This is a genomic window from Kitasatospora sp. NPDC088351 (assembly GCF_040685575.1).
Taxonomy (GTDB): Bacteria; Actinomycetota; Actinomycetes; order Streptomycetales; family Streptomycetaceae; genus Kitasatospora.
Window position 1 is genome coordinate 17884 of record NZ_JBFBIL010000006.1, and the last position, 26959, is coordinate 44842.

Annotated in this window: 26 protein-coding genes; 22 read left to right on the top strand and 4 right to left on the bottom strand. The window is 73.0% G+C overall.

All coding sequences use genetic code 11. From position 1 onward, the window contains the following. Nucleotides 1-58 precede the first annotated feature (58 nt). The 5 genes from truA to glmM all read left to right on the top strand — a co-directional run bounded on the left by truA (nt 59) and on the right by glmM (nt 5403). Nucleotides 59-970, top strand: coding sequence for a tRNA pseudouridine(38-40) synthase TruA (gene truA, locus AB0P06_RS06465; RefSeq protein WP_363605517.1), 912 nt, complete (start codon nt 59-61; stop codon nt 968-970). 40 nt (nt 971-1010) lie between these two features. Continuing rightward, on the top strand, nt 1011-2669 hold the full coding sequence (locus AB0P06_RS06470) for an ATP-binding cassette domain-containing protein (protein WP_363605519.1): 1659 nt from the start codon (nt 1011-1013) through the stop codon (nt 2667-2669). A gap of 210 nt (nt 2670-2879) precedes the next feature. Further along, the gene (gene rplM, locus AB0P06_RS06475) at nt 2880-3323 is read left to right on the top strand and encodes a 50S ribosomal protein L13 (protein ID WP_363605520.1); all 444 of its coding nucleotides are present in this window, start codon (nt 2880-2882) and stop codon (nt 3321-3323) included. 46 nt (nt 3324-3369) lie between these two features. Further along, nucleotides 3370-3873 carry a 30S ribosomal protein S9 gene (rpsI, locus tag AB0P06_RS06480; RefSeq protein ID WP_093861727.1) on the top strand — a complete coding sequence of 168 codons (504 nt, stop codon included), beginning with the start codon at nt 3370-3372 and terminating at the stop codon, nt 3871-3873. Between the two features lie 165 nt (nt 3874-4038). After that, entirely contained in the window at nt 4039-5403 is a 1365-nt protein-coding gene (glmM, locus tag AB0P06_RS06485) for a phosphoglucosamine mutase (protein ID WP_363605521.1), read from the top strand. A gap of 72 nt (nt 5404-5475) precedes the next feature. Here glmM and coaA read toward each other — a convergent pair whose 3' ends face one another. Then, the gene (gene coaA / locus AB0P06_RS06490) at nt 5476-6471 is read right to left on the bottom strand and encodes a type I pantothenate kinase (RefSeq protein ID WP_363605522.1); all 996 of its coding nucleotides are present in this window, start codon (nt 6469-6471) and stop codon (nt 5476-5478) included. Between the two features lie 99 nt (nt 6472-6570). Between coaA and glmS the strand changes: the two genes are divergently transcribed. The 6 genes from glmS to AB0P06_RS06520 all read left to right on the top strand — a co-directional run bounded on the left by glmS (nt 6571) and on the right by AB0P06_RS06520 (nt 13611). Continuing rightward, entirely contained in the window at nt 6571-8427 is a 1857-nt protein-coding gene (glmS, locus tag AB0P06_RS06495; protein WP_363605523.1) for a glutamine--fructose-6-phosphate transaminase (isomerizing), read from the top strand. A 176-nt stretch (nt 8428-8603) separates the two neighbouring features. Then, nucleotides 8604-10112 carry an NAD(P)H-hydrate dehydratase gene (locus tag AB0P06_RS06500; protein WP_363605525.1) on the top strand — a complete coding sequence of 503 codons (1509 nt, stop codon included), beginning with the start codon at nt 8604-8606 and terminating at the stop codon, nt 10110-10112. Between the two features lie 119 nt (nt 10113-10231). Next, nucleotides 10232-11428, top strand: coding sequence for an alanine racemase (alr, locus tag AB0P06_RS06505; RefSeq protein WP_363605527.1), 1197 nt, complete (start codon nt 10232-10234; stop codon nt 11426-11428). Beyond that, the gene (locus tag AB0P06_RS06510) at nt 11425-12657 is read left to right on the top strand and encodes an alpha/beta hydrolase (RefSeq protein ID WP_363605528.1); all 1233 of its coding nucleotides are present in this window, start codon (nt 11425-11427) and stop codon (nt 12655-12657) included. The genes alr and AB0P06_RS06510 overlap by 4 nt, the downstream gene beginning before the upstream one ends. A gap of 141 nt (nt 12658-12798) precedes the next feature. Beyond that, a complete protein-coding gene (gene tsaE, locus AB0P06_RS06515; RefSeq protein WP_363605529.1) occupies nt 12799-13296 on the top strand; it encodes a tRNA (adenosine(37)-N6)-threonylcarbamoyltransferase complex ATPase subunit type 1 TsaE in 498 nt (165 codons plus the stop codon). Between the two features lie 111 nt (nt 13297-13407). Beyond that, the gene (locus AB0P06_RS06520) at nt 13408-13611 is read left to right on the top strand and encodes a hypothetical protein (RefSeq protein WP_363605531.1); all 204 of its coding nucleotides are present in this window, start codon (nt 13408-13410) and stop codon (nt 13609-13611) included. 10 nt (nt 13612-13621) lie between these two features. Here AB0P06_RS06520 and AB0P06_RS06525 read toward each other — a convergent pair whose 3' ends face one another. Then, complete coding sequence (locus AB0P06_RS06525; protein ID WP_363605794.1) at nt 13622-14194, bottom strand: hypothetical protein; 573 nt, start codon at nt 14192-14194, stop codon at nt 13622-13624. 172 nt (nt 14195-14366) lie between these two features. Here AB0P06_RS06525 and tsaB point away from each other — a divergent pair, with 172 nt between their 5' ends. The 5 genes from tsaB (at nt 14367) to AB0P06_RS06550 (ending at nt 17881) form a co-directional block, all read left to right on the top strand. Continuing rightward, complete coding sequence (gene tsaB, locus AB0P06_RS06530; protein ID WP_363605532.1) at nt 14367-15023, top strand: tRNA (adenosine(37)-N6)-threonylcarbamoyltransferase complex dimerization subunit type 1 TsaB; 657 nt, start codon at nt 14367-14369, stop codon at nt 15021-15023. A gap of 23 nt (nt 15024-15046) precedes the next feature. Beyond that, nucleotides 15047-15532: a ribosomal protein S18-alanine N-acetyltransferase gene (gene rimI / locus AB0P06_RS06535; RefSeq protein WP_363605795.1), complete on the top strand. Its 486-nt coding sequence runs from the start codon at nt 15047-15049 to the stop codon at nt 15530-15532. Further along, complete coding sequence (gene tsaD / locus AB0P06_RS06540; RefSeq protein WP_363605533.1) at nt 15525-16628, top strand: tRNA (adenosine(37)-N6)-threonylcarbamoyltransferase complex transferase subunit TsaD; 1104 nt, start codon at nt 15525-15527, stop codon at nt 16626-16628. Before rimI ends, tsaD begins: the two co-directional genes overlap by 8 nt. Nucleotides 16629-16642: 14 nt before the next feature. Continuing rightward, nucleotides 16643-16891: a hypothetical protein gene (locus tag AB0P06_RS06545; protein ID WP_363605796.1), complete on the top strand. Its 249-nt coding sequence runs from the start codon at nt 16643-16645 to the stop codon at nt 16889-16891. Nucleotides 16892-16966: 75 nt separating this feature from the next. Then, nucleotides 16967-17881, top strand: coding sequence for a polysaccharide deacetylase family protein (locus AB0P06_RS06550; protein ID WP_363605534.1), 915 nt, complete (start codon nt 16967-16969; stop codon nt 17879-17881). Here the strand turns inward: AB0P06_RS06550 and AB0P06_RS06555 are convergent. Beyond that, nucleotides 17863-19080 (bottom strand): methyltransferase domain-containing protein, encoded by a 1218-nt coding sequence (locus AB0P06_RS06555; protein ID WP_363605535.1) that lies wholly within the window; start codon nt 19078-19080, stop codon nt 17863-17865. The genes AB0P06_RS06550 and AB0P06_RS06555 overlap by 19 nt on opposite strands. A gap of 279 nt (nt 19081-19359) precedes the next feature. Here AB0P06_RS06555 and groES point away from each other — a divergent pair, with 279 nt between their 5' ends. The 3 genes from groES to AB0P06_RS06570 all read left to right on the top strand — a co-directional run bounded on the left by groES (nt 19360) and on the right by AB0P06_RS06570 (nt 22580). Beyond that, on the top strand, nt 19360-19665 hold the full coding sequence (gene groES, locus AB0P06_RS06560; protein WP_014136232.1) for a co-chaperone GroES: 306 nt from the start codon (nt 19360-19362) through the stop codon (nt 19663-19665). A 134-nt stretch (nt 19666-19799) separates the two neighbouring features. Continuing rightward, nucleotides 19800-21431 (top strand): chaperonin GroEL, encoded by a 1632-nt coding sequence (groL, locus tag AB0P06_RS06565; RefSeq protein WP_363605537.1) that lies wholly within the window; start codon nt 19800-19802, stop codon nt 21429-21431. A 141-nt stretch (nt 21432-21572) separates the two neighbouring features. Next, nucleotides 21573-22580, top strand: coding sequence for a LysR family transcriptional regulator (locus tag AB0P06_RS06570; RefSeq protein ID WP_363605539.1), 1008 nt, complete (start codon nt 21573-21575; stop codon nt 22578-22580). A gap of 77 nt (nt 22581-22657) precedes the next feature. Here the strand turns inward: AB0P06_RS06570 and AB0P06_RS06575 are convergent, their stop codons facing one another. Then, nucleotides 22658-22984 carry a WhiB family transcriptional regulator gene (locus AB0P06_RS06575; RefSeq protein ID WP_363605540.1) on the bottom strand — a complete coding sequence of 109 codons (327 nt, stop codon included), beginning with the start codon at nt 22982-22984 and terminating at the stop codon, nt 22658-22660. 559 nt (nt 22985-23543) lie between these two features. On the opposite strand from AB0P06_RS06575, the gene AB0P06_RS06580 reads away from it, so the two are divergent. From AB0P06_RS06580 to guaB, 3 genes are all read left to right on the top strand, one after another. Beyond that, the gene (locus tag AB0P06_RS06580) at nt 23544-24155 is read left to right on the top strand and encodes a response regulator transcription factor (protein WP_014136228.1); all 612 of its coding nucleotides are present in this window, start codon (nt 23544-23546) and stop codon (nt 24153-24155) included. A 338-nt stretch (nt 24156-24493) separates the two neighbouring features. After that, nucleotides 24494-25198, top strand: a complete 705-nt coding sequence (locus AB0P06_RS06585) for a sigma-70 family RNA polymerase sigma factor (RefSeq protein ID WP_363605541.1) — start codon at nt 24494-24496, stop codon at nt 25196-25198. 250 nt (nt 25199-25448) lie between these two features. Then, nucleotides 25449-26951, top strand: coding sequence for an IMP dehydrogenase (gene guaB, locus AB0P06_RS06590; protein WP_363605543.1), 1503 nt, complete (start codon nt 25449-25451; stop codon nt 26949-26951). Nucleotides 26952-26959: the final 8 nt, after the last annotated feature.

Consider the following 26959-nt stretch of genomic DNA (forward strand, 5'->3'; position numbering starts at 1 on the left):
GCCCGCTCTCCCATTCGTGGGGGAGCGGGCCCGTTCCGTTATCTCTGGGAGTGATGCAGTGGTCAACGATTGCGCCGAGCGGCCGCCGGTCAAGAACGGCCCGGCCGACGGGTACGTCCGGGTCCGGCTCGATCTCGCCTACCACGGCGCGGAGTTCTCCGGCTGGGCCCGCCAGCGCGGCGGCCGCAGGACCGTGCAGGAGGAGATCGAGACCGCGCTGCAGATCGTCACCCGAAGCCCCGAGCTGTTCCCGCTCACCGTGGCCGGCCGTACCGACGCCGGGGTGCACGCCCGCGGCCAGGTCGCGCACGTGGACCTGCCGGCCGAACTGTGGGCCGCGCACCGCGAGAAGCTGCTGCGCAGGCTGGCCGGGCGGCTGCCGGGGGACGTCCGGATCTACCGCGTGGGCGAGGCGCCGGACGGCTTCGACGCCCGCTTCTCGGCGATCTGGCGCCGGTACGCCTACCGGGTCGCCGACCACCCCGGCGGGGTGGACCCGCTGCTGCGCGGGCACGTGCTCTGGCACGACCGCCCGCTGGACCTCGACCTGATGAACGCGGCAGCCGAGCTGCTGCTGGGCGAGCACGACTTCGCGGCGTACTGCAAGAAGCGCGAGGGCGCGACCACCATCCGCACCCTGCTGGAGCTGCGCTGGGACCGCGTCCCGGTCGACGGCTACGCCAGCCAGGAGGGCTCTCTCGCGGTCGCCACCGTCCGGGCCGACGCCTTCTGCCACAACATGGTGCGGGCGCTGGTCGGCGCGATGCTGCTGGTCGGCGACGGGCACCGGCCGGTGGAGTTCCCCGGCGAGGTGCTGGCGGGCGGGGTCCGCAACTCCGCCGTCAACGTCATCCGGCCGTACGGACTGACGCTGGAGGAGGTCGGCTACCCGCCGGACGACCAGCTCGCCGAGCGCAACCGGGCGGCCCGCCGGATGCGGACGCTGCCCGGACAGCCGGTGGTTGGTTAATCCGTTTTGGTCCAGGGCGACCGCTTGGGACAATCTCCCCATGGGACACGTCGAGATTTCGCACCTTGAGTACTACCTGCCGGACGGGCGGGTGCTGTTCGACGACGCGTCCTTCCGGGTGGGGGAGGGTTCCGCGGTCGCCCTGGTGGGCGCCAACGGGGCCGGCAAGACCACCCTGCTGCGCATGATCGCGGGCGACATCCAGCCGCACGGCGGCTCGGTGACCATCAGCGGCGGCCTCGGGGTGATGCGCCAGTTCGTCGGCACCACCGGCCGTGAGGACCAGAAGGAGACGCCGGGCGCGCTGCCCGCCGACGCCTCCGTCCGGGACCTGCTGGTCTCCGTCGCCCCCGGGCGGATCGCCGTCGCCGCCCGCGCCGTGGACGCCGCCGAGCTGGCGATGATCGCCCAGGACGACGAGAAGACGCAGATGGCCTATGCCCAGGCGCTCTCGGACTGGGCCGACGTCGGCGGCTACGACTACGAGACCGACTGGGACGTCTGCACCATGGCGGCCCTCGGGATGCCCTTCGACAAGGCCCAGTGGCGCGGCCTGAACACGCTCTCCGGCGGCGAACAGAAGCGGCTCGTCCTGGAGGCGCTGCTGCGCGGCCCCGAGGAGGTGCTGCTGCTGGACGAGCCGGACAACTACCTGGACGTCCCGGGCAAGCGCTGGCTGGAGGAGGCCATCCGGTCCACCTCCAAGACCGTGCTGTACATCTCGCACGACCGCGAGCTGCTCTCCCGGACCGCACAGAAGATCATCAGTGTCGAGTCGGGGGCGGCCGGCAGCAGCGTCTGGGTGCACGGCGGCGGCTTCGACTCCTTCCACGACGCCCGCAAGGACCGCTTCGCGCGCTTCGAGGAGCTCGGCCGGCGCTGGGACGAGGAGCACGCCAAGCTCAAGAAGCTGGTCGTCACCCTGCGCCAGGCGGCCTCCGTCAGCCATGCCCTGGCCACCCGCTACGCCGCCGCGCAGACCAGGCTGAAGAAGTTCGAGGAGGCCGGCCGCCCGGAGGAGCCCCCGCGCGAGCAGAGCATCACCATGCGGCTCAAGGGCGGGCGTACCGGGGTGCGCGCCTTCACCATGGAGCAGCTGGAGCTCACCGGGCTGATGAAGCCGTTCGACCTGGAGGTCTACTACGGCGAGCGGATCGGCGTGCTCGGCTCCAACGGCTCCGGCAAGTCGCACTTCCTGAGGCTGCTGGCGGGGGACGGGACGGTCGCCCACACCGGTCGGTGGAAGCTCGGCGCCCGGGTGGTGCCCGGCCACTTCCGGCAGACCCACGCCCACCCGGAGCTGCTCGGCCGTACCGTCCGCTCGATCGTCGAGGAGGAGCACGCGCTCAGCCGCGGCGCGGCGATGGGCGCGCTGCGCCGCTACGAGCTGGACCGCCAGGAGGAGCAGAAGTTCGAGTCGCTGTCCGGTGGGCAGCAGGCCCGGCTGATGATCCTCAAGCTCGAACTCTCCGGGGTGACGGCCCTGTTGCTGGACGAGCCGACCGACAACCTGGACCTGGAGAGCGCCGAGGCGCTGCAGGCCGGGCTGGAGGCGTTCGACGGCACGGTGCTCTGCGTGACGCACGACCGCTGGTTCGCCCGGACCTTCGACCGCTTCCTGGTGTTCGGCGCGGACGGCCGGGTCTACGAGTCGGCCGAGCCGGTCTGGGACGTGACCAGGGTGGAGCGCGAGCGCTGAGGGATTTTGACCCACCCCGGCGCGCCCGGTAGGCTGGTCGCTTGTTGTGCGTATTGGCTCGCTCCATCTCACGTGAGAGGTCGGTACGCCGGAGATACCAGACCGACGACCAGCGGTCCCCCCTTGAATTGCGTCCAAGGCGGGCCGGGCTGATCCCTCGTTCAGGTGCTCCTGTCAGGACTCACTCACTGAAAAGCGAAGGCTACGACCGTGCGTACGTACAGCCCCAAGCCCGGCGACGTCCAGCGTCAGTGGCACGTCATCGACGCGACCGACGTCGTGCTCGGCCGCCTGGCCTCCCAGGCCGCCAACCTCCTCCGGGGTAAGCACAAGGCGATCTACGCGCCGCACGTTGACACTGGTGACTTCGTCATCATCATCAACGCGGACAAGGTGCACCTGTCGGGTAACAAGAAGACCCAGAAGCTGGCCTACCGCCACAGCGGTTTCCCGGGCGGTCTCCGCTCGGTCCGTTACGACGACCTCCTGGACAAGAACCCGGAGAAGGCCGTCGAGAAGGCCATCAAGGGCATGGTTCCCAAGAACAGCCTGGGCCGCCAGATGCTCTCGAAGCTGAAGGTCTACTCGGGCGACCAGCACCCCCACGCTGCCCAGCAGCCGGTGCCGTTCGAGATCACCCAGGTCGCGCAGTAACTCCGGCCACCAAGCCCCCCATCACTGAAAAGAGCTGAGGAACATCGTGGCCGAGACCACTGAAACCCTTGAGGTCGAGTTCGACGAGACCGTCGTCGAGGGCGAGTACACCTCCGAGGAGAACTACACCTCCGAGTCCCTGGCCGGCCGCTTCGGCGAGGCCGTCCCGGGCGCCGGCCTCGGCCGTCGCAAGGAGGCGATCGCCCGCGTGCGCATCGTCCCCGGCACCGGTCAGTGGAAGATCAACGGTCGCACCCTGGAGAACTACTTCCCCAACAAGGTGCACCAGCAGACCGTCAACGAGCCCTTCAAGCTGCTGGAGCTCGACGGTCGCTACGACGTCGTCGCCCGCATCTCGGGTGGCGGCGTGTCCGGCCAGGCCTACGCGCTGCGCCTCGGCGTGGCCCGTGCCCTGAACGAGGCCGACGTGGACAACAACCGCGCCGCCCTCAAGAAGGCCGGCTTCCTGATGCGTGACGCCCGCGCCGTCGAGCGCAAGAAGGCCGGTCTGAAGAAGGCCCGCAAGGCGCCGCAGTACAGCAAGCGCTAATTGCGCCCCAGGGGTGCGTACCGCCCTGGTGGTGCGCCCCCCTGGTTGCGCTCTCACGCCCCGGAGTACCCCGTGTACTCCGGGGCGTCGTGCTCCCCGGCTGTTGTGCTGCGGCCGAGGATTCGATCAGATTGACTGCCAGCAGCGGCGATGGAGGACGGGACAGTGGGACGACTCTTCGGTACGGACGGCGTACGCGGTGTGGCCAACGAAGGGCTGACGGCCGAGCTGGCGCTCGGGCTGTCGGTGGCGGCGGCACACGTTCTCGGTGAGGCGGGTGCCTTCGACGGCCACCGCCCGGTCGCCGTGGTCGGCCGCGACCCCCGTGCCTCGGGCGAGTTCCTGGAGTCCGCGGTCATCGCCGGTCTGGCGAGCGCCGGTGTCGACGTCCTGCGGGTCGGCGTCCTGCCCACCCCGGCGGTGGCCTATCTCACCGGTGCGCTCGGCGCGGACTTCGGCGTGATGCTCTCTGCCAGCCACAACGCCATGCCGGACAACGGCATCAAGTTCCTCGCCCGCGGCGGCCACAAGCTGGACGACCGGATCGAGGACGCCATCGAGGCGCACTACCGGACGTACTCGGTGGGCAGCGAGGAGTGGAAGCGGCCCACCGGCGCGGACGTCGGCCGGGTCCGCGAGTACACCGAGGGCTTCGACAAGTACGTCGCCCACCTGATCGGCGTCCTGCCCAACCGCCTGGACGGCATCCGGGTGGTCATCGACGGCGCGCACGGCGCGGCGGCCTACGTCGCCCCCGAGGCCTTCGCCCGGGCCGGCGCCGAGGTCGTCCACACCCTGGGGGCGGAGCCCACCGGCCTCAACATCAACGACGGCGTCGGCTCCACCCACCTGGCCAAGCTGCGCGCCGCGATGACGGAGTACCGGGCCGACCTCGGGATCGCCCTCGACGGCGACGCCGACCGCTGCCTGGCCGCCGACGCGGACGGCAACGAGGTGGACGGCGACCAGATCATCGCGATCCTGGCCGTCGCCATGAAGGAGGCCGGCACGCTGCGCCGCAACACCGCCGTCGCCACCGTGATGTCCAACCTGGGCTTCAAGCTGGCGATGGAGCGCGAGGGCGTGGACCTGGTGCAGACGGCGGTCGGCGACCGCTATGTGCTGGAGGCGATGAAGGAGAAGGGCTACGCGCTCGGCGGCGAGCAGTCCGGCCACGTCATCCTGCTGGACCACGCCACCACCGGCGACGGCACCCTGACCGGCCTGATGCTGGGCGCCCGGCTGGCCGCCACCAAGCAGCCGCTGGCCGACCTGGCCGCCGTGATGACCCGGCTGCCGCAGCTGCTGATCAACGTCAAGGGCGTGGACAAGAGCCGGGTGAACACCAGCGTCGAGCTGGCCGCGGCCGTCGCCGAGGCGGAGGCCGAGCTGGGCGCCACCGGCCGGGTGCTGCTGCGTCCGTCGGGCACCGAGCCGCTGGTCCGGGTGATGGTCGAGGCCGCCGACCAGGTGCAGGCCAAGGCCGTCGCGGAGCGGCTGGCCGAGGCGGTTCTGAACCACCTGGGCTGAGGTGCCCGGGCCTGCGTGCCCGGGCCGAGGACATGGCGAGGGCCCCCGCTCCGGCGGGGGCCCTCGGCCGTCTCAGAGCTTGCGCAGCAGGGCCCGGCGGACCTTGTGGTCCTGGCCCTTCTGCAGGATCAGGGTGGCCCGGCCCCTGGTGGGCAGCACGTTCTCCAGCAGGTTGGGCTTGTTGATGGTGCGCCAGACCTGGCGGCCGTACTCCATGGCCTCCTCCTCCGGCACCTCGGTGAAGCGGCGGAAGTAGGAGTTCGGGTCCTGGAAGGCGGTCTGCCGCAGCTTGCGGAAACGGTCCAGGTACCAGCTCTCGATGTCGTCGGTGCGGGCGTCGACGTAGATCGAGAAGTCGAAGTAGTCGGCCACCGCGAGACGGGTGCGGCCGTCGGTGCCGGGCAGGGCCGGCTGGAGCACGTTCAGGCCCTCGACGATCAGGATGTCCGGGCGCTCCACGGTGAGCCGCTCGTCGGGCACGATGTCGTACACCAGGTGCGAGTAGACCGGGGCGGAGACCGTCTCCTTGCCCGCCTTCACGTCCGCGACGAAGCGCATCAGCGCCCGGCGGTCGTACGACTCGGGGAAGCCCTTGCGGGCCATCAGACCGCGCCGGCGCAGCTCCGCGTTGGGCAGCAGGAACCCGTCGGTGGTGACCAGCTCGACCCGCGGGTGCTCGGGCCAGCGGGCCAGCAGCGCCTGGAGGAGCCGGGCGGTGGTGGACTTGCCGACGGCGACCGAGCCGGCCACACCGATGATGAACGGGGTGCGGGTGCGCTCGGTGTCCGGGGTGTCCAGGAACGTGCCCAGCGCGCCGCGCAGGTCGTGCGTGGCGTGGATGTAGAGGTTGAGCAGCCGGGACAGCGGCAGATAGACGTCGCGCACCTCGTCCAGGTCGAGGGCGGTGCCCAGACCGCGCAGCCGTTCCACCTCCTCGGCGGTCAGCGGCAGCGGCGTACGCTCGCGCAGCGCGCTCCACTCGGCCCGGCTGAGGTCCACATAGGGGGACGGCGAAGGGCCGGGCGTGGCGGCGCCCCGCGTACAGAGTTCGGTCAGCACGTGCTCCATTGTGGGCCGTAGCGGCGTTCACGGTGCTTGTGGTGTCGGTCACGCGCTGTGGGCGAACGGTGCGAAAAGGGCATCCGGAGCGCCCTTATGCTGGCACGCATGTGCGGAATTGTTGGATACGTGGGCTCTCAGCCCGCCCTTGACGTAGTAATCGCAGGCCTGCAGCGACTCGAGTACCGGGGCTACGACTCGGCCGGTGTCGCGGTGCAGGTACAGGGCTCCGACGGGCAGTGGAGCCTGGCCACCGACAAGCGGGCGGGCAAGCTCGCCAACCTGGAGAAGTCGCTCGCCGAGACCCCTCTTCCCGGCGGCACCACCGGCATCGGCCACACCCGCTGGGCCACCCACGGCGGCCCGACGGACGCCAACGCCCACCCCCATCTGGATGACGCCGTCCGGGTGGCAGTGGTCCACAACGGCATCATCGAGAACTTCGCCCAGCTGCGGGCGGAGCTGGCCGAGCGCGGCCACACGCTGCGCTCCGAGACCGACACCGAGGTCGTCGCGCACCTGCTGGCCGAGGTGTACGACGGCGACCTGGCCGAGGCCATGCGGACGGTCTGCCGCCGCCTGGACGGCGCCTTCACCCTGGTGGCCGTGCACGCCGACGCCCCGGACGTGGTGGTCGGCGCCCGCCGCAACTCGCCGCTGGTGGTCGGGCGCGGCGAGGGCGAGAACTTCCTCGCCTCGGACGTGGCCGCGTTCATCGCGCACACCCGCGAGGCGATCGAGCTGGGCCAGGACCAGGTTGTGGAGCTGCGCCGGGACGGTGTCACGGTGACCGACTTCGACGGCCGCCCGGCCGACGTGCGCGAGTACCACGTCGACTGGGACGCCTCGGCCGCCGAGAAGGGCGGCTACGACTACTTCATGCTCAAGGAGATCGCCGAGCAGCCGAAGGCCGTCGCCGACACCCTCCTCGGCAGGATCGGCACCGACGGCCGGCTCACCCTCGACGAGCTGCGGATCTCCGACGCCGACCTGCGCTCGGTCGACAAGGTCGTCATCGTCGCCTGCGGCACCGCCTTCCACGCCGGCATGATCGCCAAGTACGCGATCGAGCACTGGACCCGCGTCCCCTGCGAGGTCGAGGTCGCCTCCGAGTTCCGCTACCGGGACCCGATCCTGGACCCGGGCACGCTGGTCATCGCGATCTCCCAGTCCGGCGAGACCATGGACACCCTGATGGCGCTGCGGCACGCCCGCGAGCAGGGCGCCAAGGTGCTGGCGATCTGCAACACCAACGGCTCCACCATCCCGCGCGAGTCGGACGCGGTGCTGTACACGCACGCCGGGCCCGAGGTCGCGGTCGCCTCCACCAAGGCGTTCCTGACCCAGCTGGTCGCCTGCTACCTGGTCGCGCTCTACCTCGGCCAGGTGCGCGGCACCAAGTGGGGCGACGAGATCTCCGCCGTCATCAAGGAGCTCGGTGACGCGCCCCGGCAGGTCGAGCAGGTGCTGGAGACCATGGAGCCGGTGCGCGAGCTGGCCCGCTCGCTGGCCGACGCCCGTTCGGTGCTGTTCCTCGGCCGGCACGTCGGCTTCCCGGTGGCCCTGGAGGGCGCGCTCAAGCTGAAGGAGCTGGCGTACATGCACGCCGAGGGCTTCGCGGCGGGCGAGCTGAAGCACGGGCCGATCGCGCTGATCGAGGAGGGGCTGCCGGTCGTGGTGGTCGTGCCGTCGCCGCGCGGCCGGTCGATCCTGCACGACAAGATCGTCTCCAACATCCAGGAGATCCGGGCCCGCGGCGCCCGCACCATCGTGATCGCCGAGGAGGGCGACGAGGCGGTCGTCCCGTACGCGGACCACCTGATCCGCATCCCGGTGACCCCGACCCTGCTGCAGCCGCTGGTCTCCACCGTGCCGCTGCAGGTCTTCGCCTGCGAGCTGGCCACGGCCAAGGGCCACGAGGTGGACCAGCCGCGCAACCTCGCGAAGTCGGTCACCGTCGAGTAGCGGGGAACCGCTCGCCGGTCCGGTGCCCCCGCGGTGGCTCTGCCCCACCGCGGGGGCACCGTGCTGTCCGGGGGCGAGCCTCCGGACCGCGGGCCGCGGCAGGTGTCGCCCGGGCCGGACGCGGGCGTAGCGTCGGCGGTAGTCCTCGCCGCAGCCGACCCGCTGGGAGATTCCGTATGCGCCGTGCTCACCGTGTCGAAGAGGTCCGGGCCGCCGAGGCCGAACTGATGGCCAGGCTGCCCGGGGGCACCCTGATGCAGCGGGCCGCCGCCGGCCTCGCCGCCACCTGCGCGCGGCTGCTGGTCCGCCGTCGCGGCCGGGTCTACGGCAGCCGGGTGGTGGTGCTGGCGGGCAGTGGCGACAACGGTGGTGACGCCCTGTACGCGGGCGCGGCGCTGGCCCGGCGCGGGGCCCGGGTGACGGCGGTGCTGCTCGCGCCGGAGCACGCCCACCCGGGCGGGCTGGCGGCGCTGCGGGCCGCACGCGGACGGGTGGTGGCGGAGCAGGAGGCCGGACTGGCCGGGTTCACGCGCGCGGACCTGGTGCTGGACGGCATCGTCGGCATCGGCGGGCGCGGCGGACTGCGCCCGCCGGCGCTGCCGTACGCCCGGGCGCCGCGGACCGGCCTCGTGGTGGCCGTGGACCTGCCGAGCGGGGTGGACGCCGACACCGGCGAGGTGGCGGGCGAGGCGCTGCGGGCCGATGTCACGGTCTGCTTCGGGACGTACAAGCCGGGCCTGCTGATCGACCCGGGGGCCTCGTACGCGGGCGTGGTGCACCTGGTGGGGATCGGGCTGGAGCTGCCGGTGGCGGGGGTCGAGGCGCTGCAGCACGCCGAGGTGGCGGAGCTGCTGCCGCTGCCGCAGGCGGAGAGCGACAAGTACCGCCGGGGCGTCGTCGGGGTGGCCGCCGGGTCGGCGACCTACCCGGGGGCGGCGCTGCTGGCCGTCGCGGGAGCGCTGCGCGGCGGCGCGGGCGCGGTGCGGTACGTCGGCACGGCGGCCGAGGAGGTGGTGCGGCGGTTCCCGGAGGCACTGGTCACCGCCGGCGGCCCGGCCGGGGCCGGGCGGGTGCAGGCCTGGGTGGTCGGTCCGGGCGGCGGCGAGGGGGCGCGGCAGGCGCTCGCGGAGGCGCTGGCGAGCGACGTCCCGGTGCTGGTGGACGCGGACGGGCTCACCGAGCTGGGCCGGCTCGGCCCGCGGGCCCTCGCCGGGCGGACGGCGCCCACGCTGCTGACCCCGCACACCGGCGAGGCGGCCCGGCTGCTGGCGGGCGTGGACGGCACCCCGCCGCCGAGCGCCGCGGAGCTGGCCGGCGCCCGGCTGGCCACCGCGCGCCGGCTCGCCGCCGCCTACCGGGCGACGGTGCTGCTGAAGGGCTCCACCACGGTGGTCGCCGACCCGGGCGGGACCGCCCGGGTCAACCCGACCGGGACCTCCTGGCTGGCCACGGCCGGCAGCGGCGACGTCCTCGCGGGCCTGGCCGGCTCGCTGCTGGCGGCCGGCCTGCCGGTGCTGGACGCCGCCGCCGTGGCCGCGTACCTGCACGGCCTGGCCGGCCGCCACGCGGCGGGCGAGCCGGGCGCGCCGGTGACGGCCCTGGAGGTGGCCGCCGCCCTGCTGGCCGTCTGGCAGGACGTCCGGGAGTCCGCCGAGGGCTCCGGGCCGGGGCGGAACCGGTGGTGATTCGTGGGCGTCCGGAAGGGCGGGGCGGCCGGGTCGGTCCGGTCGGAGCACCGGCCCGGGGCCGCCGCGCCGCCGGGCCGTTCGGCGGGGACCCTGGGACGTCTGGGAGACTGACCCTGATGACAACTGCGAAAACGACCGGCACGGCCACTCTCACCGACGGCGTACGGGCCGAGGCGACCATCGATCTGGCCGCCCTGCGCGGCAACCTCGCCGCGCTGCGCGAGCGCGTCGGCAGCGCCGCGGTGATGGCCACGGTCAAGGCGGACGCCTATGGCCACGGGGCGATCCGCTGTGCCCGTGAGGCGGTCGCCGCAGGCATCGGCTGGCTCGGTACCGCCCTTCCGCAGGAGGCGCTGGCGCTGCGCGCCGCCGGTATCGGCCCGGACCAGGCCCGTGTCCTGTGCTGGCTCTGGACGCCCGGCGGCCCCTGGCGCGAGGCGCTGCTCGCCGATGTGGACGTCTCGGTCAGCGGCCGGTGGGCGCTCGACGAGCTGCTGGCCGCCGTCCGCGCCACCGGGGTCCCGGCCCGGGTGCACCTGAAGGCCGACACCGGCCTGGGCCGCAACGGCTGCCAGCCGCACGACTGGCCCGAGCTGGTCGCCGCCACCCGCCGCGCCGAGGCGGAGGGCCTGCTCAGGGTGGTCGGCATCTGGTCGCACTTCGCGGCCGCCGACGAGCCGGGCCACCCGTCCGTCCGGATCCAGCTGGACGCCTACCGCGAGGCCCTGGCGTACGCCGAGGCCGCCGGGCTGCGCCCCGAGGTCCGGCACCTCGCCAACTCGCCGGCCACGCTGCTGCTCCCGCAGTCGCACTACGACATGGTCCGCACCGGCCTGGCGATGTACGGGCTGTCGCCCGTGCCCGAGGTCGGTTCGCCGGCGGACTTCGGGCTGCGCCCGGTGATGGCGCTGACGGCCCGGCTGGCGCTGGTCAAGCACGTCCCGGGCGGGCACGGGGTCAGTTACGGCCACCACTACACCACGCCGGGCCCGACCACGCTGGGGCTCGTGCCGGTCGGCTACGGCGACGGCATCCCGCGGCACGCCAGCGGCACCGGCCCGGTGCAGATCGCGGGCAAGTGGCGCACGGTGGCCGGCCGGGTGGCGATGGACCAGTTCGTCGTCGACCTCGGCGGCGAGACGCCCGCGATCGGCGAGGAGGTGCTGCTGTTCGGCAACGGCGAGCGGGGCGAGCCGACCGCCGAGGACTGGGGCCGGGCCTGCGGCACCATCGCGTACGAGATCGTGACCCGGCTCGGCGCCCGGGTGCCGCGCCGCTACACCGGCGGTGTCGCCGAAGGCCCGGCGGCATGAGCGAGGAGGCCGGCCCGGTCGTGGCCGCGGCCAGGGCGGCGACCGGGGTGAGCCGGGCCGGCCTGATCGGGATCTCGGTCGGCGTGGTCGCGGCCGGCGCCGCCGCCGGGGTGGCGATCGAGCGGCTGACCGTCGGCCGGGCGACCCGCCGCCGGGCCCGTGCCGAGCTGGACGCCAACGCCCCGTACGGCTCGCTGCGCGGACGTCCGGTGACGGTGACCGCGCCGGACGGCACCGAGCTGTACGTGGAGCTGGACGGCACCGGCTGGCCCGAGCCGTCGGCCCAGGACACCGCGGGGGCCGATGCTCCGCCGGCCGGGCCGGAGCCGCTGACCGTGGTGTTCTGCCACGGCTACTGCCTCAACCAGGACAGCTGGCACTTCCAGCGGGCCGCGCTGCGCGAGGGCATGCGGCTGGTCTTCTGGGACCAGCGCAGCCATGGCCGATCCGAGCGCTCGCGTTCGTACCTGGCCGGCGAGCCCGCCAGCATCGACGAGCTGGGCGGGGACCTCAAGGCCGTGCTCGACGCCGTCGCGCCGACCGGGCCGCTGGTGCTGGTCGGCCATTCGATGGGCGGCATGACGGTGATGGCGCTGGCCGACCAGCACCCGGAGCTGTTCCGGACGGGGGTGACCCCGGCCGAAGGCGGGGGGAGGGTCGCCGGGGTCGCGCTGGTCGGTACCCTGGCGGGGGACTGGGAGGCCGTCAGCCTCGGCCTGCCCGCGGCCGGCGCCAAGCTCTTCAAGAAGGTCGCCCCGGGGGTGATGAAGCTGCTCGGCCGTCAGGTCGGGCTGGTGGAGGCGACCCGGCGGGCGGGCGCGGACCTCACCGCCGTCCTCTACCGGAAGTTCTCCTTCGGCGGGAAGGACGTCGACCCGGGCGTGGTCCGGTTCGCCGAACAGCTGCTGGACGCCACCCCGATCGACGTGGTCGCCGAGTTCTACCCGGTCTTCGGCGCGCACGAGAAGACCACCGCGCTGGCCACCCTGCGCGACATCCCCACGCTGGTGCTGGCCGGCACCAAGGACCTGCTCACCCCGCCCGGCCACAGCGAGGCGATCGCCGAGCAGCTGCCCGGCGCCGAACTGGTCCTGGTCGAGGACGCCGGCCACCTGGTGATGCTGGAACACCCCGGGCTCGTCGACCGGTGCCTGGCCGCTCTGCTCCGGCGGGCCGTCGGCTACCGCGGCACCGCGCCGCTGCCGCCGTCCGTGCGCGACCTGCTCTGATCCGGCGCCGGGAGCCGGGCGGGCCGGGCCCCGCCTCCGGTACGGACCGCCGCCCGGAGCACGCCGGTACCCGGATGTGGCACCGTAGCGGGGGCGGCCGGCGGTCGGCGCGCCGCACGGATCGAAGGGCATTTCACGCGCATGGGCTCGGACGCGACTCTCACCGTTCCCACTCCCGAGCGGATGGGCCGGCTCGGCCGGGAACTGGCCGCGCTGCTGCGGCCGGGGGACCTGGTGCTGCTCTCCGGCGAACTGGGGGCGGGGAAGACCACGCTGACCAGAGGGCTGGGGGAGGGGCTCCAGGTGCGCGGGGCAGTCACGTCGCCCACCTTCGTGATCGCCCGGGTGCACCCGTCGCTGGTCGGCGGTCCGGCGCTGGTGCACGTCGACGCGTACCGCCTCGGCGGGGACCTGGACGAGATGGAGGACCTCGACCTGGACGTCTCGCTGCCGGAGTCGGTGGTGGTGGTCGAGTGGGGCGAGGGCAAGGTCGAGCGGCTGTCCGAGGACCGGCTGGAGGTGCGGATCGAGCGCGCCCTCGGCGGCGCCGGGGCCGAGGACGACCTGGACCCGCGCCGGGTGGTGCTGACCGGGATCGGCCCGCGCTGGGACGGGGTGGCGCTGGCCGCGCTGGCCTAGAGGTGTCTTCGGGGCGTCTTCCCGACAGGTTGTCGGGAAAGTGTTGCGGGCGGGGTGCCGGGCGTGATGGGATGGGTGCTGCGGTTAGGTCTGCCTAACTAGGGAGGCGCCATGTCGAGCACCACCCCCGCCCCGGAGCGCGCGCCGCGCGGCACCGGAGCCGGAGAGTCCGCCCGCCGCGCTCAGGGGGAGCCGATGCGCGCGCTGCTGGCCGCTTGCGCGGCCGCGGAGGCGGTGTCCACCCCGCCGGTGCCCGAGCGCGGGAAGGCGGCGCCGGTCGAGGCCGTGCCCGCCGAGGCTCCGCGCGCCGCCTGAGCGAGCCGCCTCAGGCGATCACGACCACCTTGGTGTCGCGCGGCGCGAAGTCCCAGAGCAGCTGGCCGTCCTCGCGGCTGCTGCGGATACCGCCGGTCTTGGCCTGCGGGTCGGTGGTCGGCGTGGCGCCGTCCACGGCCGCGCTGAAGCCGAACACGACGCCGTTCTGCTGGGCGAAGCGCACCACGTGCTCGATCTGCCGCCCGTCCGTGCCCGTGGTGGTCGGGGTCCTGCTGTAGACGGGGTAGCTGCCGGGAGTCGGCTCCACCGAGCCCGGCGTGACCGCGAAGGCGGCCACCACCTGGGGGGTCTTCTTGGGGTCGACCAGCCAGACGTAGTGGCTGCCGACCGAGTAGACGACCCGCAGCCCGCTGCCGGAAGTCGTCGGCAGCGTGGGGACGGTCGGGGTGGCCGGGGCCGACGGGGTGGCCGGGGCGGCCGGATCGTTCGACACCGAGGCCGTGCTCGCGCTCGGGCGGACGCCGCCGGCGCGGTCCTGCGCACCGTTGGCCTGGAAGGCCAGCAGGCTCACCACCGCCAGGGCCCCCAGGGTCAGCCCGGTGACCACCACTCCAGGACCCATCTTCGCCACGTGCCGCTCCCACCGCCGTCCAAAACCGTCCGCCCCATCGTGCCAGGTTCACCCGGCGAGCCCGCATCGTGCCGGACGTGTGTTCCGAAACGGAACGCGCTGTCGATCGGGCGGAGCAGGTCCGGCCGTCCCGACCGCGGCCGACCGGTCTAACCTTGACCCCGTGCTGCTGCTCGCGTTCGACACCGCCACCCCCGCCGTCACCGCCGCCGTCCACGACGGCACGGCCGTCCTCGCCGAGACCGACCAGGTCGACGCCAGGCGCCACGGCGAACTGCTCCTGCCCGCCATCGACCGGGTGCTGCGGGCGGCCGGCGTCGACAAGCACCGGCTCACCGGCATCGCGGTCGGCGTCGGCCCGGGCCCGTACACCGGCCTGCGGGTCGGCCTGGTGACCGCCGCCGCGCTCGGCCACGCGCTCGGCCTGCCCGTGCACGGCGTCTGCACCCTGGACGCGATCGCCCACCAGGCCCGGGCCGAGGGCCTGGCCGGGCAGCCGTTCACGGTGGCCACCGACGCGCGCCGCAAGGAGGTCTACTGGGCCTCGTACGACGCCGAGGGCCGCCGGACCGAGGGGCCCGCCGTGGACCGCCCGGCCGAGCTGACCCCGCGGCCGCGGGCCGTCGGCGCCGGCGCGCTGCTCTACCCGGACGCCTTCCCCGGCGCGCACGGCCCCGAGCACGTCTCGGCCGGCGCGCTCGCCGCCTTCGCCGCCGCCGAGCTGGCCGCCGGGCGCGAGCTGCTCCCCAACGTCCCGCTCTACCTGCGCCGCCCGGACGCCCAGGTGCCCGCCGGCTACAAGGCGGTGCTCCCGGCGTGAACGGCGACACCACCCTGCGCCGGATGCGCTGGTGGGACATCGCGCCGGTGATGGAACTGGAGCTGCGGCTCTTTCCCGAGGACGCCTGGTCCACCGGGATGTACTGGTCCGAGCTGGCCGAGACCCACCCCGGCGGCACCCGCCACTACACCGTCGCCACCACCCGCGACGGCGCCGTCGTCGGCTACGCCGGACTGATGGCGGTGGCCGGCGAGGGCGACGTGCAGACCATCGCCGTCGACGAGCGCCACCAGGGCGCCGGCCTCGGCGCGGCACTGCTCACCGACCTGATCCAGGAGGCCGCCCGGCGGGGCTGCGCCGAACTGCTGCTGGAGGTGCGGGTGGACAACCCGCGCGCCCAGCGGCTGTACGAGCGCTTCGGCTTCGAGCCGGTCGGCATCCGGCGCGGCTACTACCAGCCCGCCAACGTCGACGCGCTGGTGATGCGCCTCGACGACCCGCAAACGGACGCGCCTCAGAAAGACGTGAAGGACACCCGCCATGGCTGACGAACCGCTCGTCCTCGGTATCGAGACCTCCTGCGACGAGACCGGCGTCGGCATCGTGCGCGGCACCACGCTGCTCGCCGACGCGGTCGCCTCCAGCGTCAACGACCACGCCCGGTTCGGCGGCGTCGTCCCCGAGATCGCCAGCCGCGCGCACCTGGAGGCGATGGTCCCGACCATCCAGCGCGCCCTGGACACCGCCGGGGTCAGGGCGGGCGACCTGGACGGGATCGCCGTCACCGCCGGCCCGGGCCTCGCGGGCGCGCTGCTGGTCGGCGTCAGCGCCGCCAAGGCCTACGCCTGGGCGCTGGACAAGCCGCTGTACGGGGTCAACCACCTCGCCTCGCACATCTGCGTGGACCAGCTGGAGCACGGCCGGCTGCCGTCGCCCACGATGGCCCTGCTGGTCTCCGGCGGGCACTCCTCGCTGCTCCTCAGCGAGGACATCACCAGCGACGTCCGCCCGCTCGGCGCGACCATCGACGACGCGGCCGGAGAGGCCTTCGACAAGGTCGCCCGGGTGCTCGGCCTGGGCTTCCCCGGCGGCCCGGTGGTGGACCGCACCGCCCGCGAGGGGGACCGCAGGGCGATCGCCTTCCCGCGCGGCCTGACCGGCCCCAGGGACCCGGAGTACGACTTCTCCTTCTCGGGCCTGAAGACCGCCGTCGCCCGCTGGGTGGAGGCGAAGCGCCGGGCCGGCGAGGAGGTGCCGGTCGCCGACGTGGCGGCGTCCTTCCAGGAGGCGGTCACCGACGTGCTGACCCGCAAGGCCGTCAAGGCGTGCAGGGACAACGGCGTCGACCACCTGATGATCGGCGGCGGGGTGGCGGCCAACTCGCGGCTGCGGGAGATGGCCCAGCAGCGCTGCGACAAGGCGGGCATCCGGCTGCGGGTGCCGCGCCCCGGCCTGTGCACCGACAACGGCGCGATGGTCGCCGCGCTCGGCGCCGAGATGGTCTGGCGGGACCGCGCGCCGTCCGCCTTCGACCTCTCCGCCGACTCCTCGCTGCCCGTCACCGAGACGCACGTACCGGCGGTGGCGTCCGGGCACGGCGACGTCCACGGCCAGGCCTACCAGGCCCTCGGCGGTGGCCGGTGAGCACCACCGCCGCGATGTGGGAGGCCCGGGCCGCCGACGGGCGGGCCGCCGAGCTGACCGCCTGGGTGCACGCCGTCGCCCTGCCCGCCCTGCGCGGCGCGGCCGGTCTGGTCCGCACCGAGCTGTTCAGCGCCCCGGGCGAGCGGGTGCTGCTGATCACCTGGTGGACCGGCGAGCCCGTTCCGCTCGCCGAGCCGCCGGCCGGCCTGCTCGGCCGCCCGGTGCACCGCTGGTCCTTCACCAGCGAGCACGTCGAGCCATGAGGACGGGAACCGCCGCGCCGGCCGCTACCGTGCTCTAGGGCGAGACGGCTGGACGGATCCGGGGAGCGCGGCGCGGTGAAGAAGTACGGGCGGAGCAGGACGAAGACGTACGCGGTGGGGGCGCTGGCGCTGCTGGCCGCCGCCACCGGGTGCGGCAGCAGCGGTGGCGGTACGCCGGCGGCGGCCGGCGGCACACCGTCCACCGCGGCCCACCCCTCGGGCGGCGGCGCGCAGACCCCGGCGGCCGCCGCGGCCACCACGCCCGCCGCACCACCGGCCGCCGGGGACCCGGCGGCCTGGGCGAAGTGGAACCTCAAGCCGCTGGCGCCCGCCCCGGCCGCGCCCGCCGACAAGCCGATCAAACTCGAACGGACCGGCACCGTACCGGTGTTCAGCGATGTGAAGACGGCCGACAAGGTCGTCTTCATCACCATCGACGACGGCGCCGAGAAGGACCCGAAGTTCGTCGAGATGCTGACCGACCTCAAGGTGCCGGTCTCGATGTTCCTGACCCGGGACATCGTCAAGGACAACTACGGCTACTTCAAGCCGCTCCAGGCGCTCGGCAACCACATCCACAACCACACCGTGGACCACGCGCAGATGAGCAAGGTCCCGCCGGAGAAGCAGAAGTCCGAGATCTGCGACGCCCAGTCCGCGCTCACCCAGCAGTACGGCACCGCGCCGCTGCTGTTCCGCCCGCCCTACGGGGACGGCGCCAACACCCCGGCGCTGAACGGCTCGGTGCAGCAGTGCGGACCGCGGGCCATCGTGCTCTGGTGCGAGTCGATGCAGATCCACGACATGCAGTACCAGGCGGCGGACAAGAAGCTGAAGCCCGGCGACATCGTCCTCGCCCACTTCCGGGGCCCGAAGGACCTCAAGGGCGAGACGATGACGCAGATGTTCGGCGAGATGCTGGCCCGCATCCAGGAGCAGGGCTTCGCGGTGGCCCGGCTCGAGGACTACATTCAGGCGCCCCCGGCCTGATCCGCCGCCACCTGATCCGCCGCCGCCCCGGCCGTCACCGGCCGGCCCAGCATCATCAGCGGGCCCCGGTCGGTGCGGCTGAGGATCACCGTGACGCTGTTCGGCCCGGACGGCTTCAGCTGCCGGCGCAGCTCCTCGGGGGTGATCGCCATCCCGCGCTTCTTGATCACCACCGTGCCGACGGCCCGTTCGCGCAGCAGCGCCTTCAGCTTCTTGATGTGGAACGGCAGCACGTCGGTGAGCTCGTACGCGTGCGCGTACGGGGTGGCGACCAGGCGGTCCGAGGTGAGGTAGGCGATCTTCGGGTCGATCAGCCGGCCGCCCACCTGGCCGGCCACCTCGGCGACCAGGTGGGCGCGGATCACCGCGCCGTCCGGCTCGTACAGGTAGCGGCCGACCGGTCCGGCGGGCGGGTCGGGCAGGTCGCCGCCGGTCAGCGTGGTGCCGTGCGGCAGCAGGGTGGCGCGGTGCGGGTGCCCGGCCCCGGTGCCGAACCAGAGCACCGCCTCCTTGACGTCCCCGTGGTCGGAGACCCACTCGGCCTCGGCGTCGGCCGGGACGGCCTCGTGCGGGATGCCCGGCGCGACCTTCAGCGCGCCGACCGGGGTGCGGCGGCCGGCCTCGATCGCCCAGGAGAGCGGCGGGGCGTACGCCTCCGGGTCGAACACCCGGCCGCGTGACGTCCGGCGGGCCGGGTCGGTGAAGACCGCGTCGTAGCCGGTGACATCGATGTCGGCGACGTCCGCGCAGCGCACCTCCACCAGGTCGGACAGGCCCAGCGCGGCCGCGTTCGCGGCGGTGGCGGCACAGGCCGCCGGGTCCCGGTCGACGGCGAGCACCTCGATCCCGGCCCGGGCCAGCGCCAGGACGTCCCCGCCGATGCCGCAGCAGAGGTCGGCCAGCCGGCGCACGCCCAGCCCGGCGAAGCGCCGCGCCCGCCACTCGGCGACGCTGCGCCGGGTGGACTGCTCGACCCCGTTGGGCGTGAAGTACATCAGGTCGGCGTCCGGGCCGAACTTCGCCCGGGCCCGCTGCCGCAGCCGGGCCTGCCCGAACGCCGCCGACACCAGCTCCGCCGGGTGCTCCCGCCGCAGCCGGGTGGCCAGGGCCAGCTCCTCCTCGGGCGCGAACTCACGCAGTTCGGCGAGCAGGGACTGCCCCTCGGGGGTCAGCAGGGGCTGCAGGTTCTCGGTCTCCACCCGGTCATTCTCCCCGGTCCCGGGCCCGGCGCGACGCGTCGTCGGCCGCCTGCCCGCAGGCCCCGGTGCGCCGTGGGCCCACCGCGCCACGCGCAACACGAGGGCGCGCCGTTGGCACTCTGGTTGACTGAGTGCTAACCGCACCCTATGGTCGTCCTTGGCACTCTCCACCTGGTGAGTGCTAACGCGATGAAGCGTGTCTGACCCCCGCGACGGCAGGCTCGCAGGTTCGCCCCTACCCGTTAGAAAACCCCGTAATCTCCGAAGGGGAGCTCGGACGTGACCACCAGCAGCAAGGTTGCCATCAAGCCGCTCGAGGACCGCATTGTGGTCCAGCCGCTCGACGCCGAGACCACCACGGCCTCCGGCCTGGTCATCCCGGACACGGCCAAGGAGAAGCCCCAGGAGGGCGTCGTCCTGGCCGTCGGCCCGGGCCGCTTCGAGGACGGCCAGCGTCTGCCGCTCGATGTCGCCGTCGGCGACATCGTCCTGTACTCGAAGTACGGCGGCACCGAGGTGAAGTACCAGGGCGAGGAGTACCTCGTCCTCTCGGCTCGCGACGTTCTCGCCATCATCGAGAAGTAACGCGACGTCGGGAAGCAAGACGTTCCAGCCCGCCCCGGATCCGTGTCCCAGTGACAGGGGCCCGGGGCGTGGTTGTTGGTTCACGTAGTTTCAGCGGTCGGTGGGCCGGCCGCAGCCCCGAGGGAATAGGGAACATGGCGAAGATCCTGCAGTTCGACGAGGACGCCCGCCGCTCGCTGGAGCGCGGTGTGAACAAGCTGGCCGACACCGTCAAGGTGACCATCGGCCCCAAGGGCCGCAACGTCGTCATCGACAAGAAGTTCGGCGCCCCGACCATCACCAACGACGGTGTCACCATCGCCCGTGAGGTCGAGCTGGACGACCCGTACGAGAACCTTGGCGCGCAGCTCGTCAAGGAGGTCGCCACCAAGACCAACGACGTCGCGGGTGACGGCACCACCACCGCCACCGTGCTGGCCCAGGCCCTGGTCAACGAGGGGCTGCGCAACGTCGCCGCCGGTGCCGGCCCGGCCGCCCTGAAGAAGGGCATCGACAAGGCCGTCGCCGCCGTCTCCGAGCACCTGCTCTCCATCGCCCGCGAGATCGAGGGCAAGGACGACGTCGCCGCCGTCGCGTCCCTCTCCGCGCAGGACACCCAGGTCGGCGAGCTGATCGCCGAGGCGATCGACAAGGTCGGCAAGGACGGTGTCATCACCGTCGAGGAGTCGAACACCTTCGGCGTGGAGCTGGACTTCACCGAGGGCATGCAGTTCGACAAGGGCTACCTGTCGCCGTACTTCGTCACCGACGCGGAGCGGCAGGAGGCGGTCCTGGAGGACCCGTACATCCTGATCAACCAGGGCAAGATCTCCTCCATCCAGGAGCTGCTGCCGCTGCTGGAGAAGATCCTCCAGGGCGGTTCCTCGAAGCCGCTGCTGATCATCGCCGAGGACGTCGACGGCGAGGCGCTGTCGACCCTCGTGGTGAACAAGATCCGCGGCACCTTCAACGCGGTCGCCGTCAAGGCCCCGGGCTTCGGCGACCGCCGCAAGGCGATCCTCGGCGACCTGGCCACCCTGACCGGTGCCACCGTCATCTCCGAGGAGGTCGGCCTCAAGCTCGACCAGGCCGGTGTGGACGTGCTGGGCACCGCCCGCCGCGTGACCATCACCAAGGACGAGACCACCGTCGTCGACGGCGCCGGTGACACCGAGGCCGTGGCCGGCCGCGTCGCCCAGATCAAGGGCGAGATCGCGAACACCGACTCCGACTGGGACCGCGAGAAGCTGCAGGAGCGCCTGGCCAAGCTGGCCGGCGGCGTCTGCGTCATCAAGGTCGGCGCCGCCACCGAGGTGGAGCTGAAGGAGCGCAAGCACCGTCTGGAGGACGCCATCTCGGCGACCCGTGCCGCGGTCGAGGAGGGCATCGTCGCCGGCGGTGGCGCCTCCCTGGTGCACGCCGCCAAGGTGCTGGAGGACGGCCTGGGCCTGTCGGGCGACGAGGCGACCGGTGTCGCGGTCGTCCGCAAGGCGCTGGCCGAGCCGCTGCGCTGGATCGCCCAGAACGCCGGCCTGGAGGGCTACGTCATCACCTCCAAGGTCGCCGAGCTGGAGGCGGGCCAGGGCTACAACGCCGCCACCGGCGAGTACGGCGACCTGGTGAAGGCCGGCGTCATCGACCCGGTCAAGGTCACCCGCTCCGCGCTGGAGAACGCCGCCTCGATCGCCTCCCTGCTGCTCACCACCGAGACCCTCGTGGTGGAGAAGAAGGAGGACGAGGAGGCCGGTCACGGTCACTCGCACGGTGGCCACGGCCACTCCCACTGACGTCTGATCAGTGACCGCAGGCCCGGTCCGCTCCCCTCGGGGACGCGGGCCGGGCCTGCGGCGTATGGGCCGGTGGTCTGCTTCGGGATTCAACTATCAGATGAATTTTGCTTATAGCAAAGTTTGCCTTATAACTGAGTCATGATCGAGGCCCGCCATCTGCGCGTTCTGCGTGCCGTCGCCCGCACCGGCTCCTTCTCCGCGGCCGCTCGCGAGCTGGGCTGTACGCAGCCTGCCATCAGCCAGCAGATGAAGGCCCTGGAGAAGTCCGTCGACACCCCGCTGGTGGTCCGGTCCGGGCGGGGCATGCAGCTCAGCGAGGCCGGGCGGGTGCTGCTCAAGCATGCCACCGGGATCCTGGCCGGGCTCTCGGCCGCCGAGGAGGAGGTCGCGGCGATCGCCGGGCTGCGGGCCGGCCGGGTGCGGCTGGTCTCCTTCCCGACCGCGAGCTCCACCCTGGTGCCGCCGGCCGTCGCCCGGCTGCGGGACGGCCATCCGGGGGTGCGCGTGTCGCTGGTCGAGGCGGAACCGCCGGAGTCGCTGGCGATGCTGCGCGGCGGGGAGTGCGAGATCGCGCTGGCCTTCCGCTACCCGCAGACGGCCGGGGCCGCCCCGGCCCTGCCGGCGCCGCCCGCGCACGGCGTGCCGCGCGAGGCGCGGGCGGAGGCGAACCTGGAGGCGCAGCAGCTCACCGCCGTCACCGACTGGTCCGACCTGGTGGTCACCCCGCTGCTGGACGACCCGATGGTCGGCGTGCTGCCCGCCGCGCACCCGCTGGCGGGGCGCGGCGGCGGGCCGGTGGAGCTGGCGGAGCTGGCGGCGGAGCAGTGGATCGCGGGCTGCCCGCAGTGCCGGGGGCATCTGGTGGAGCTGTGCACGGGGGCGGGCTTCGAGCCCCGGATCGACTTCGCGACCGACGACTACCCGGCGGTGGTCGGCCTGGTGGCGGCCGGGCTCGGGGTGGCGGTGCTGCCGGGGCTGGCGCTGGAGTCGGTGCGCCCTGACGGCGTGTCCACGGTGCCGGTGCGGACCGCCTCGGGGGCGCCGGCGGTGCGGCAGGTGGTCGCCCTGACCCTGCCGGACCTCGCGGAGGTGCCGGCCGTGGCGCTGATGCTGGAGCGGCTGGCGGGCGCGGCCGGCGGACGCTGACCCGGGGTCGCACGGCGCCAGAGCGGCCTGAAGCGCCGCGAAGAAACGTTTCTCCACGGCGTGGCGCGGGTTTGCGATTAGTGCTGTACCCCCGTCGGCGCGACCAGCGGTACCTCTACCAGACGGTGCCGCGAGCGGCCCATCATCTCCTCGCGCTCGTCCTCGGTCAGACCTCCCCAGACGCCGTACGGCTCGCGGACCGCCAGCGCGTGCGCGGCGCACTCGGTGCGCACCGGGCAGCGCATGCAGACCTCCTTGGCGCTGGCCTCGCGCGAACTGCGCGCGGCCCCGCGCTCGCCCTCGGGGTGGAAGAAGAGCGAGCTGTCCACGCCGCGGCAGGCCGCGGAGAGCTGCCAGTCCCAGAGGTCCGCGTTGGGGCCGGGGAGGCGGGAGAAATCTGCCATGGCTCATTCCCTTCAGAGGCTCGTCGGCCGCCGGCCGGCCCCAGCGGGGTGTTGCTGTGCGGCGCGGCGAGGCTTCGATGCGCTGGTGTGGACACCTGGAAATATGACTTAAGGCAACTCCATGGACAAGTCACCCACAGAGTGGCACAACAGTCAATGACCGTAGAAAAGCTATAAAAAAGGGCAAAGAGGGCATGGGCTCCGGCGGGCGCGGACGTGGCAATCGGGTGGCCCGCGGGCGCGCGCGACTCCGTACCCGTGTGCGGGTCGTACGCCGACCGCGCGCGAGCGGCACAAAAGTGCGGCGTGTGCACCGCGATGCGGCTGATCGGTAATGGGTTGGCCACGTACAGTGGTGGAGATGGCTCTGAAAGCCGTAACTCATTCGAGTGACGGTCGTTGGAAGTGCGGAGGCGGCAAGCGGGCGCCGGATGTCGGGAACGATCGCGGGGAGTAGCGGCGATCGGCCCGGAGTCCGTCGTCGACCGGCCGTGTCGGAGAGATTCGTACCAGCCAGGAGGCTCAACGTGACGCGGATCAGCTGCGGAGGACGACGGTCATGACTTCCGTTCTCGTTTGCGACGATTCCCCGCTTGCCCGCGAGGCGCTTCGCCGCGCGGTCGCGACCGTACCCGGTGTCGACCGGGTCACCACCGCGACGAACGGGGAGGAGGTCCTCCGCCGCTGGGTGGCCGACCGCTCCGATCTCGTTCTGATGGACGTCCGGATGCCCGGCCTCGGCGGGGTCGAGACGGTCCGCCGGCTGCTGTCCGCCGACCCGGGCGCGCGGATCATCATGCTCACCGTCGCCGAGGACCTCGACGGCGTCGCCCTCGCGGTGGCCGCGGGCGCCCGCGGGTACCTGCACAAGGACGCCTCGCGCGCCGAGCTGCGGGCCACCGTCACCCAGGCCCTCGCCGACCCGACCTGGCGGCTCGCCCCGCGCCGGCTGCGCAGCCCCGACATGGGCGCGGCGCCCACGTTGACGGCGCGTGAGATCCAGGTGCTGGAGGGTATGAGCCACGGTCGCAGCAACGCCGAGATCGGCCGCGAGCTCTTCCTCTCCGAGGACACCGTCAAGACCCACGCCCGGCGGCTGTTCAAGAAGCTCGGCGCCTCGGACCGTGCGCACGCGGTGGCGCTGGGCTTCCGCTGGGGCCTGGTCCGCTGACCATCGGCGGCCCCGCCGGTCGCGGCGCGCTGCTCGCGATTCCCAGGACAGGCCCCGCACAGGCGTGTGACGTTACGGTCCCGAGGTTGCACCATGGAGGAGTGGAGCACCTCGGGGACCAGCGGACAGGCACTGCGGCGAACCACACGGCCGCAGGACACTCGGCGGACAGCGCGACGGACAGGACCACCGACGGCGGCGGGGCGGGAGGCGGCACGGTGCAGGAGGGGCCGGTGGTGCGCGACGGTGTGACGTACGATGCCGCACCGCATAACGTTCCGGTGCACAACTCCGGACGCGGTGCCGCGTTTTCCCGCTCGACCAGGCACCATGGACCGATGCGTGACGACGTGGCCGGTACTCCCGGCGAGGCGGACCCGGTGGAGGCCGAGCCCTCCGGCGCGGGCCACGACGCGTCGTACGCGGATCCCGGCGAGGCAGGCCCCGGCCGTCCGCCGGTGCTCGGCGGCGGGAGTTCGCCGCTGGTCGGCGAGCTGGTCGCGGCCGCCGTACGCGGCGAGGGCCCGGCGATCGACGCGCTGCTCGCCTATGTCCACCCGCTGGCGCTGCGGTACTGCCGGGGCCGGCTGGTCCGGCTGCCGGGTGGTGCCCGGCACCATGTGGACGACGTCGCCCAGGAGGTCTGCGTGGCGGTGCTCTGCGCGCTGCCGCGCTACCGGGACCAGGGGCGGCCCTTCGAGGCCTTCGTCTACGGCATCGCCGCGCACAAGATCGCCGATCTGCAGCGGGCCGCGATGCGCGGGCCCGGCTCGACGGTGGTCCCGCAGGACGACCTGCCCGAGGTGCCGGACGAGGCGCTCGGCCCGGAGGAGCGGGCGCTGCTGAGCAGCGACGCGGCCTGGGCCAAGGAACTGCTCTCCAACCTGCCGGCCCGTCAGCGCGAGCTGGTGCTGTTGCGGGTGGCCGCCGGGCTGTCGGCGGAGGAGACCGGCGAGGTGCTCGGGATGTCGCCCGGCGCCGTCCGGGTCGCGCAGCACCGGGCGCTCAGCCGGCTGCGGGCGCTCGCGGAGGAGTCCTCCTGATCCTGGCCCGGGGCGGAATGGCTCATGGGCGGCCGGTGTTGTCAAGGGCACACGAGGACACATTCGCGGTGCCAGTACGATGGGGTATCGGCGCCTGGGCGGGTCGCCAAAGTTTCGTGGGTGCGGGCGGGGTTCCCCTGGAGGTTCCTCCAAGGCACCGAGCGTTTCGGCGGCCTGAGCGAGTGAGCGATGACAGCGCCCCCACCTCAGGGCGCGAGCGGAATAGGCCGGCCACGGAAGGTACCCCGAAATGTCTTACAACGCCGCAGGCGTACCCGAGAAGTTCGCGATGCTCGGGCTCACGTACGACGACGTCCTGCTGCTGCCCGGGGCCTCCGAGGTGCTGCCGAACCAGGTCGACACCTCCTCGCGAGTCTCCCGGAACGTGCGCGTCAACATCCCGCTGCTCTCCGCGGCGATGGACAAGGTCACCGAGTCGCGGATGGCGATCGCGATGGCCCGCCAGGGCGGCGTCGGCGTCCTGCACCGCAATCTCTCCGTCGAGGACCAGGCCAACCAGGTCGACCTGGTGAAGCGCTCCGAGTCCGGCATGGTGACCGACCCGATCACGGTCGGCCCGGAGACCACCCTGGCCGAGGCCGACGCGCTCTGTGCGAAGTTCCGGATCAGCGGTGTGCCGATCGCGGACGAGGCGGGCAAGCTGCTCGGCATCGTCACCAACCGTGACATGGCCTTCGAGTCGGACCGCAGCCGCCAGGTCCGCGAGATCATGACCCCGATGCCGCTGATCACCGGCAGGGTCGGCATCTCCGGCGAGGACGCGATCGGGCTGCTCCGCCGCCACAAGATCGAGAAGCTCCCGCTGGTCGACGACGAGGGCCGGATCAAGGGCCTGATCACCGTCAAGGACTTCGTCAAGGCCGAGAAGTACCCGAACGCCGCCAAGGACGCCGAGGGCCGGCTGCTGGTCGGTGCCGCCGTCGGCGCCAGCGCCGAGGCGTTCGACCGGGCCCAGGCCCTGGTCGAGGCCGGGGTGGACTTCCTGGTCGTGGACACCTCGCACGGGCACAGCCACAACGCGCTGGCCTGGATCGCCAAGATCAAGTCGGCCGTCAAGGTCGACGTGGTCGGCGGCAACGTCGCCACCCGTGACGGCGCCCAGGCGCTGATCGACGCCGGCGTGGACGGCGTCAAGGTCGGCGTCGGCCCCGGCTCCATCTGCACCACCCGGGTGGTCGCCGGCATCGGCGTCCCGCAGGTCACCGCGATCTACGAGGCCGCGCTCGCCTGCCAGGCGGCCGGCGTACCGGTGATCGGCGACGGCGGCCTGCAGTACTCCGGCGACATCGGCAAGGCGCTCGCCGCCGGCGCCGACACCGTGATGCTGGGCTCGCTGCTGGCCGGCTGCGAGGAGTCCCCGGGCGAGCTGCAGTTCATCAACGGCAAGCAGTTCAAGTCCTACCGCGGCATGGGCTCGCTGGGCGCCATGCAGTCCCGCGGCCAGGGCCGCTCGTACTCCAAGGACCGTTACTTCCAGGCCGAGGTGGCCTCGGACGACAAGCTCGTCCCCGAGGGCATCGAGGGCCAGGTGCCCTACCGCGGTCCGCTGTCCGCCGTGCTGCACCAGCTGGTCGGCGGTCTGCGCCAGACCATGGGCTACGTCGGCGCCGCCACCATCGCCGAGATGGAGAGCAAGGGCCGGTTCGTCCGGATCACCTCGGCGGGCCTCAAGGAGAGCCACCCGCACGACATCCAGATGACCGTCGAGGCGCCGAACTACACCACGCGCTGACACCGTCC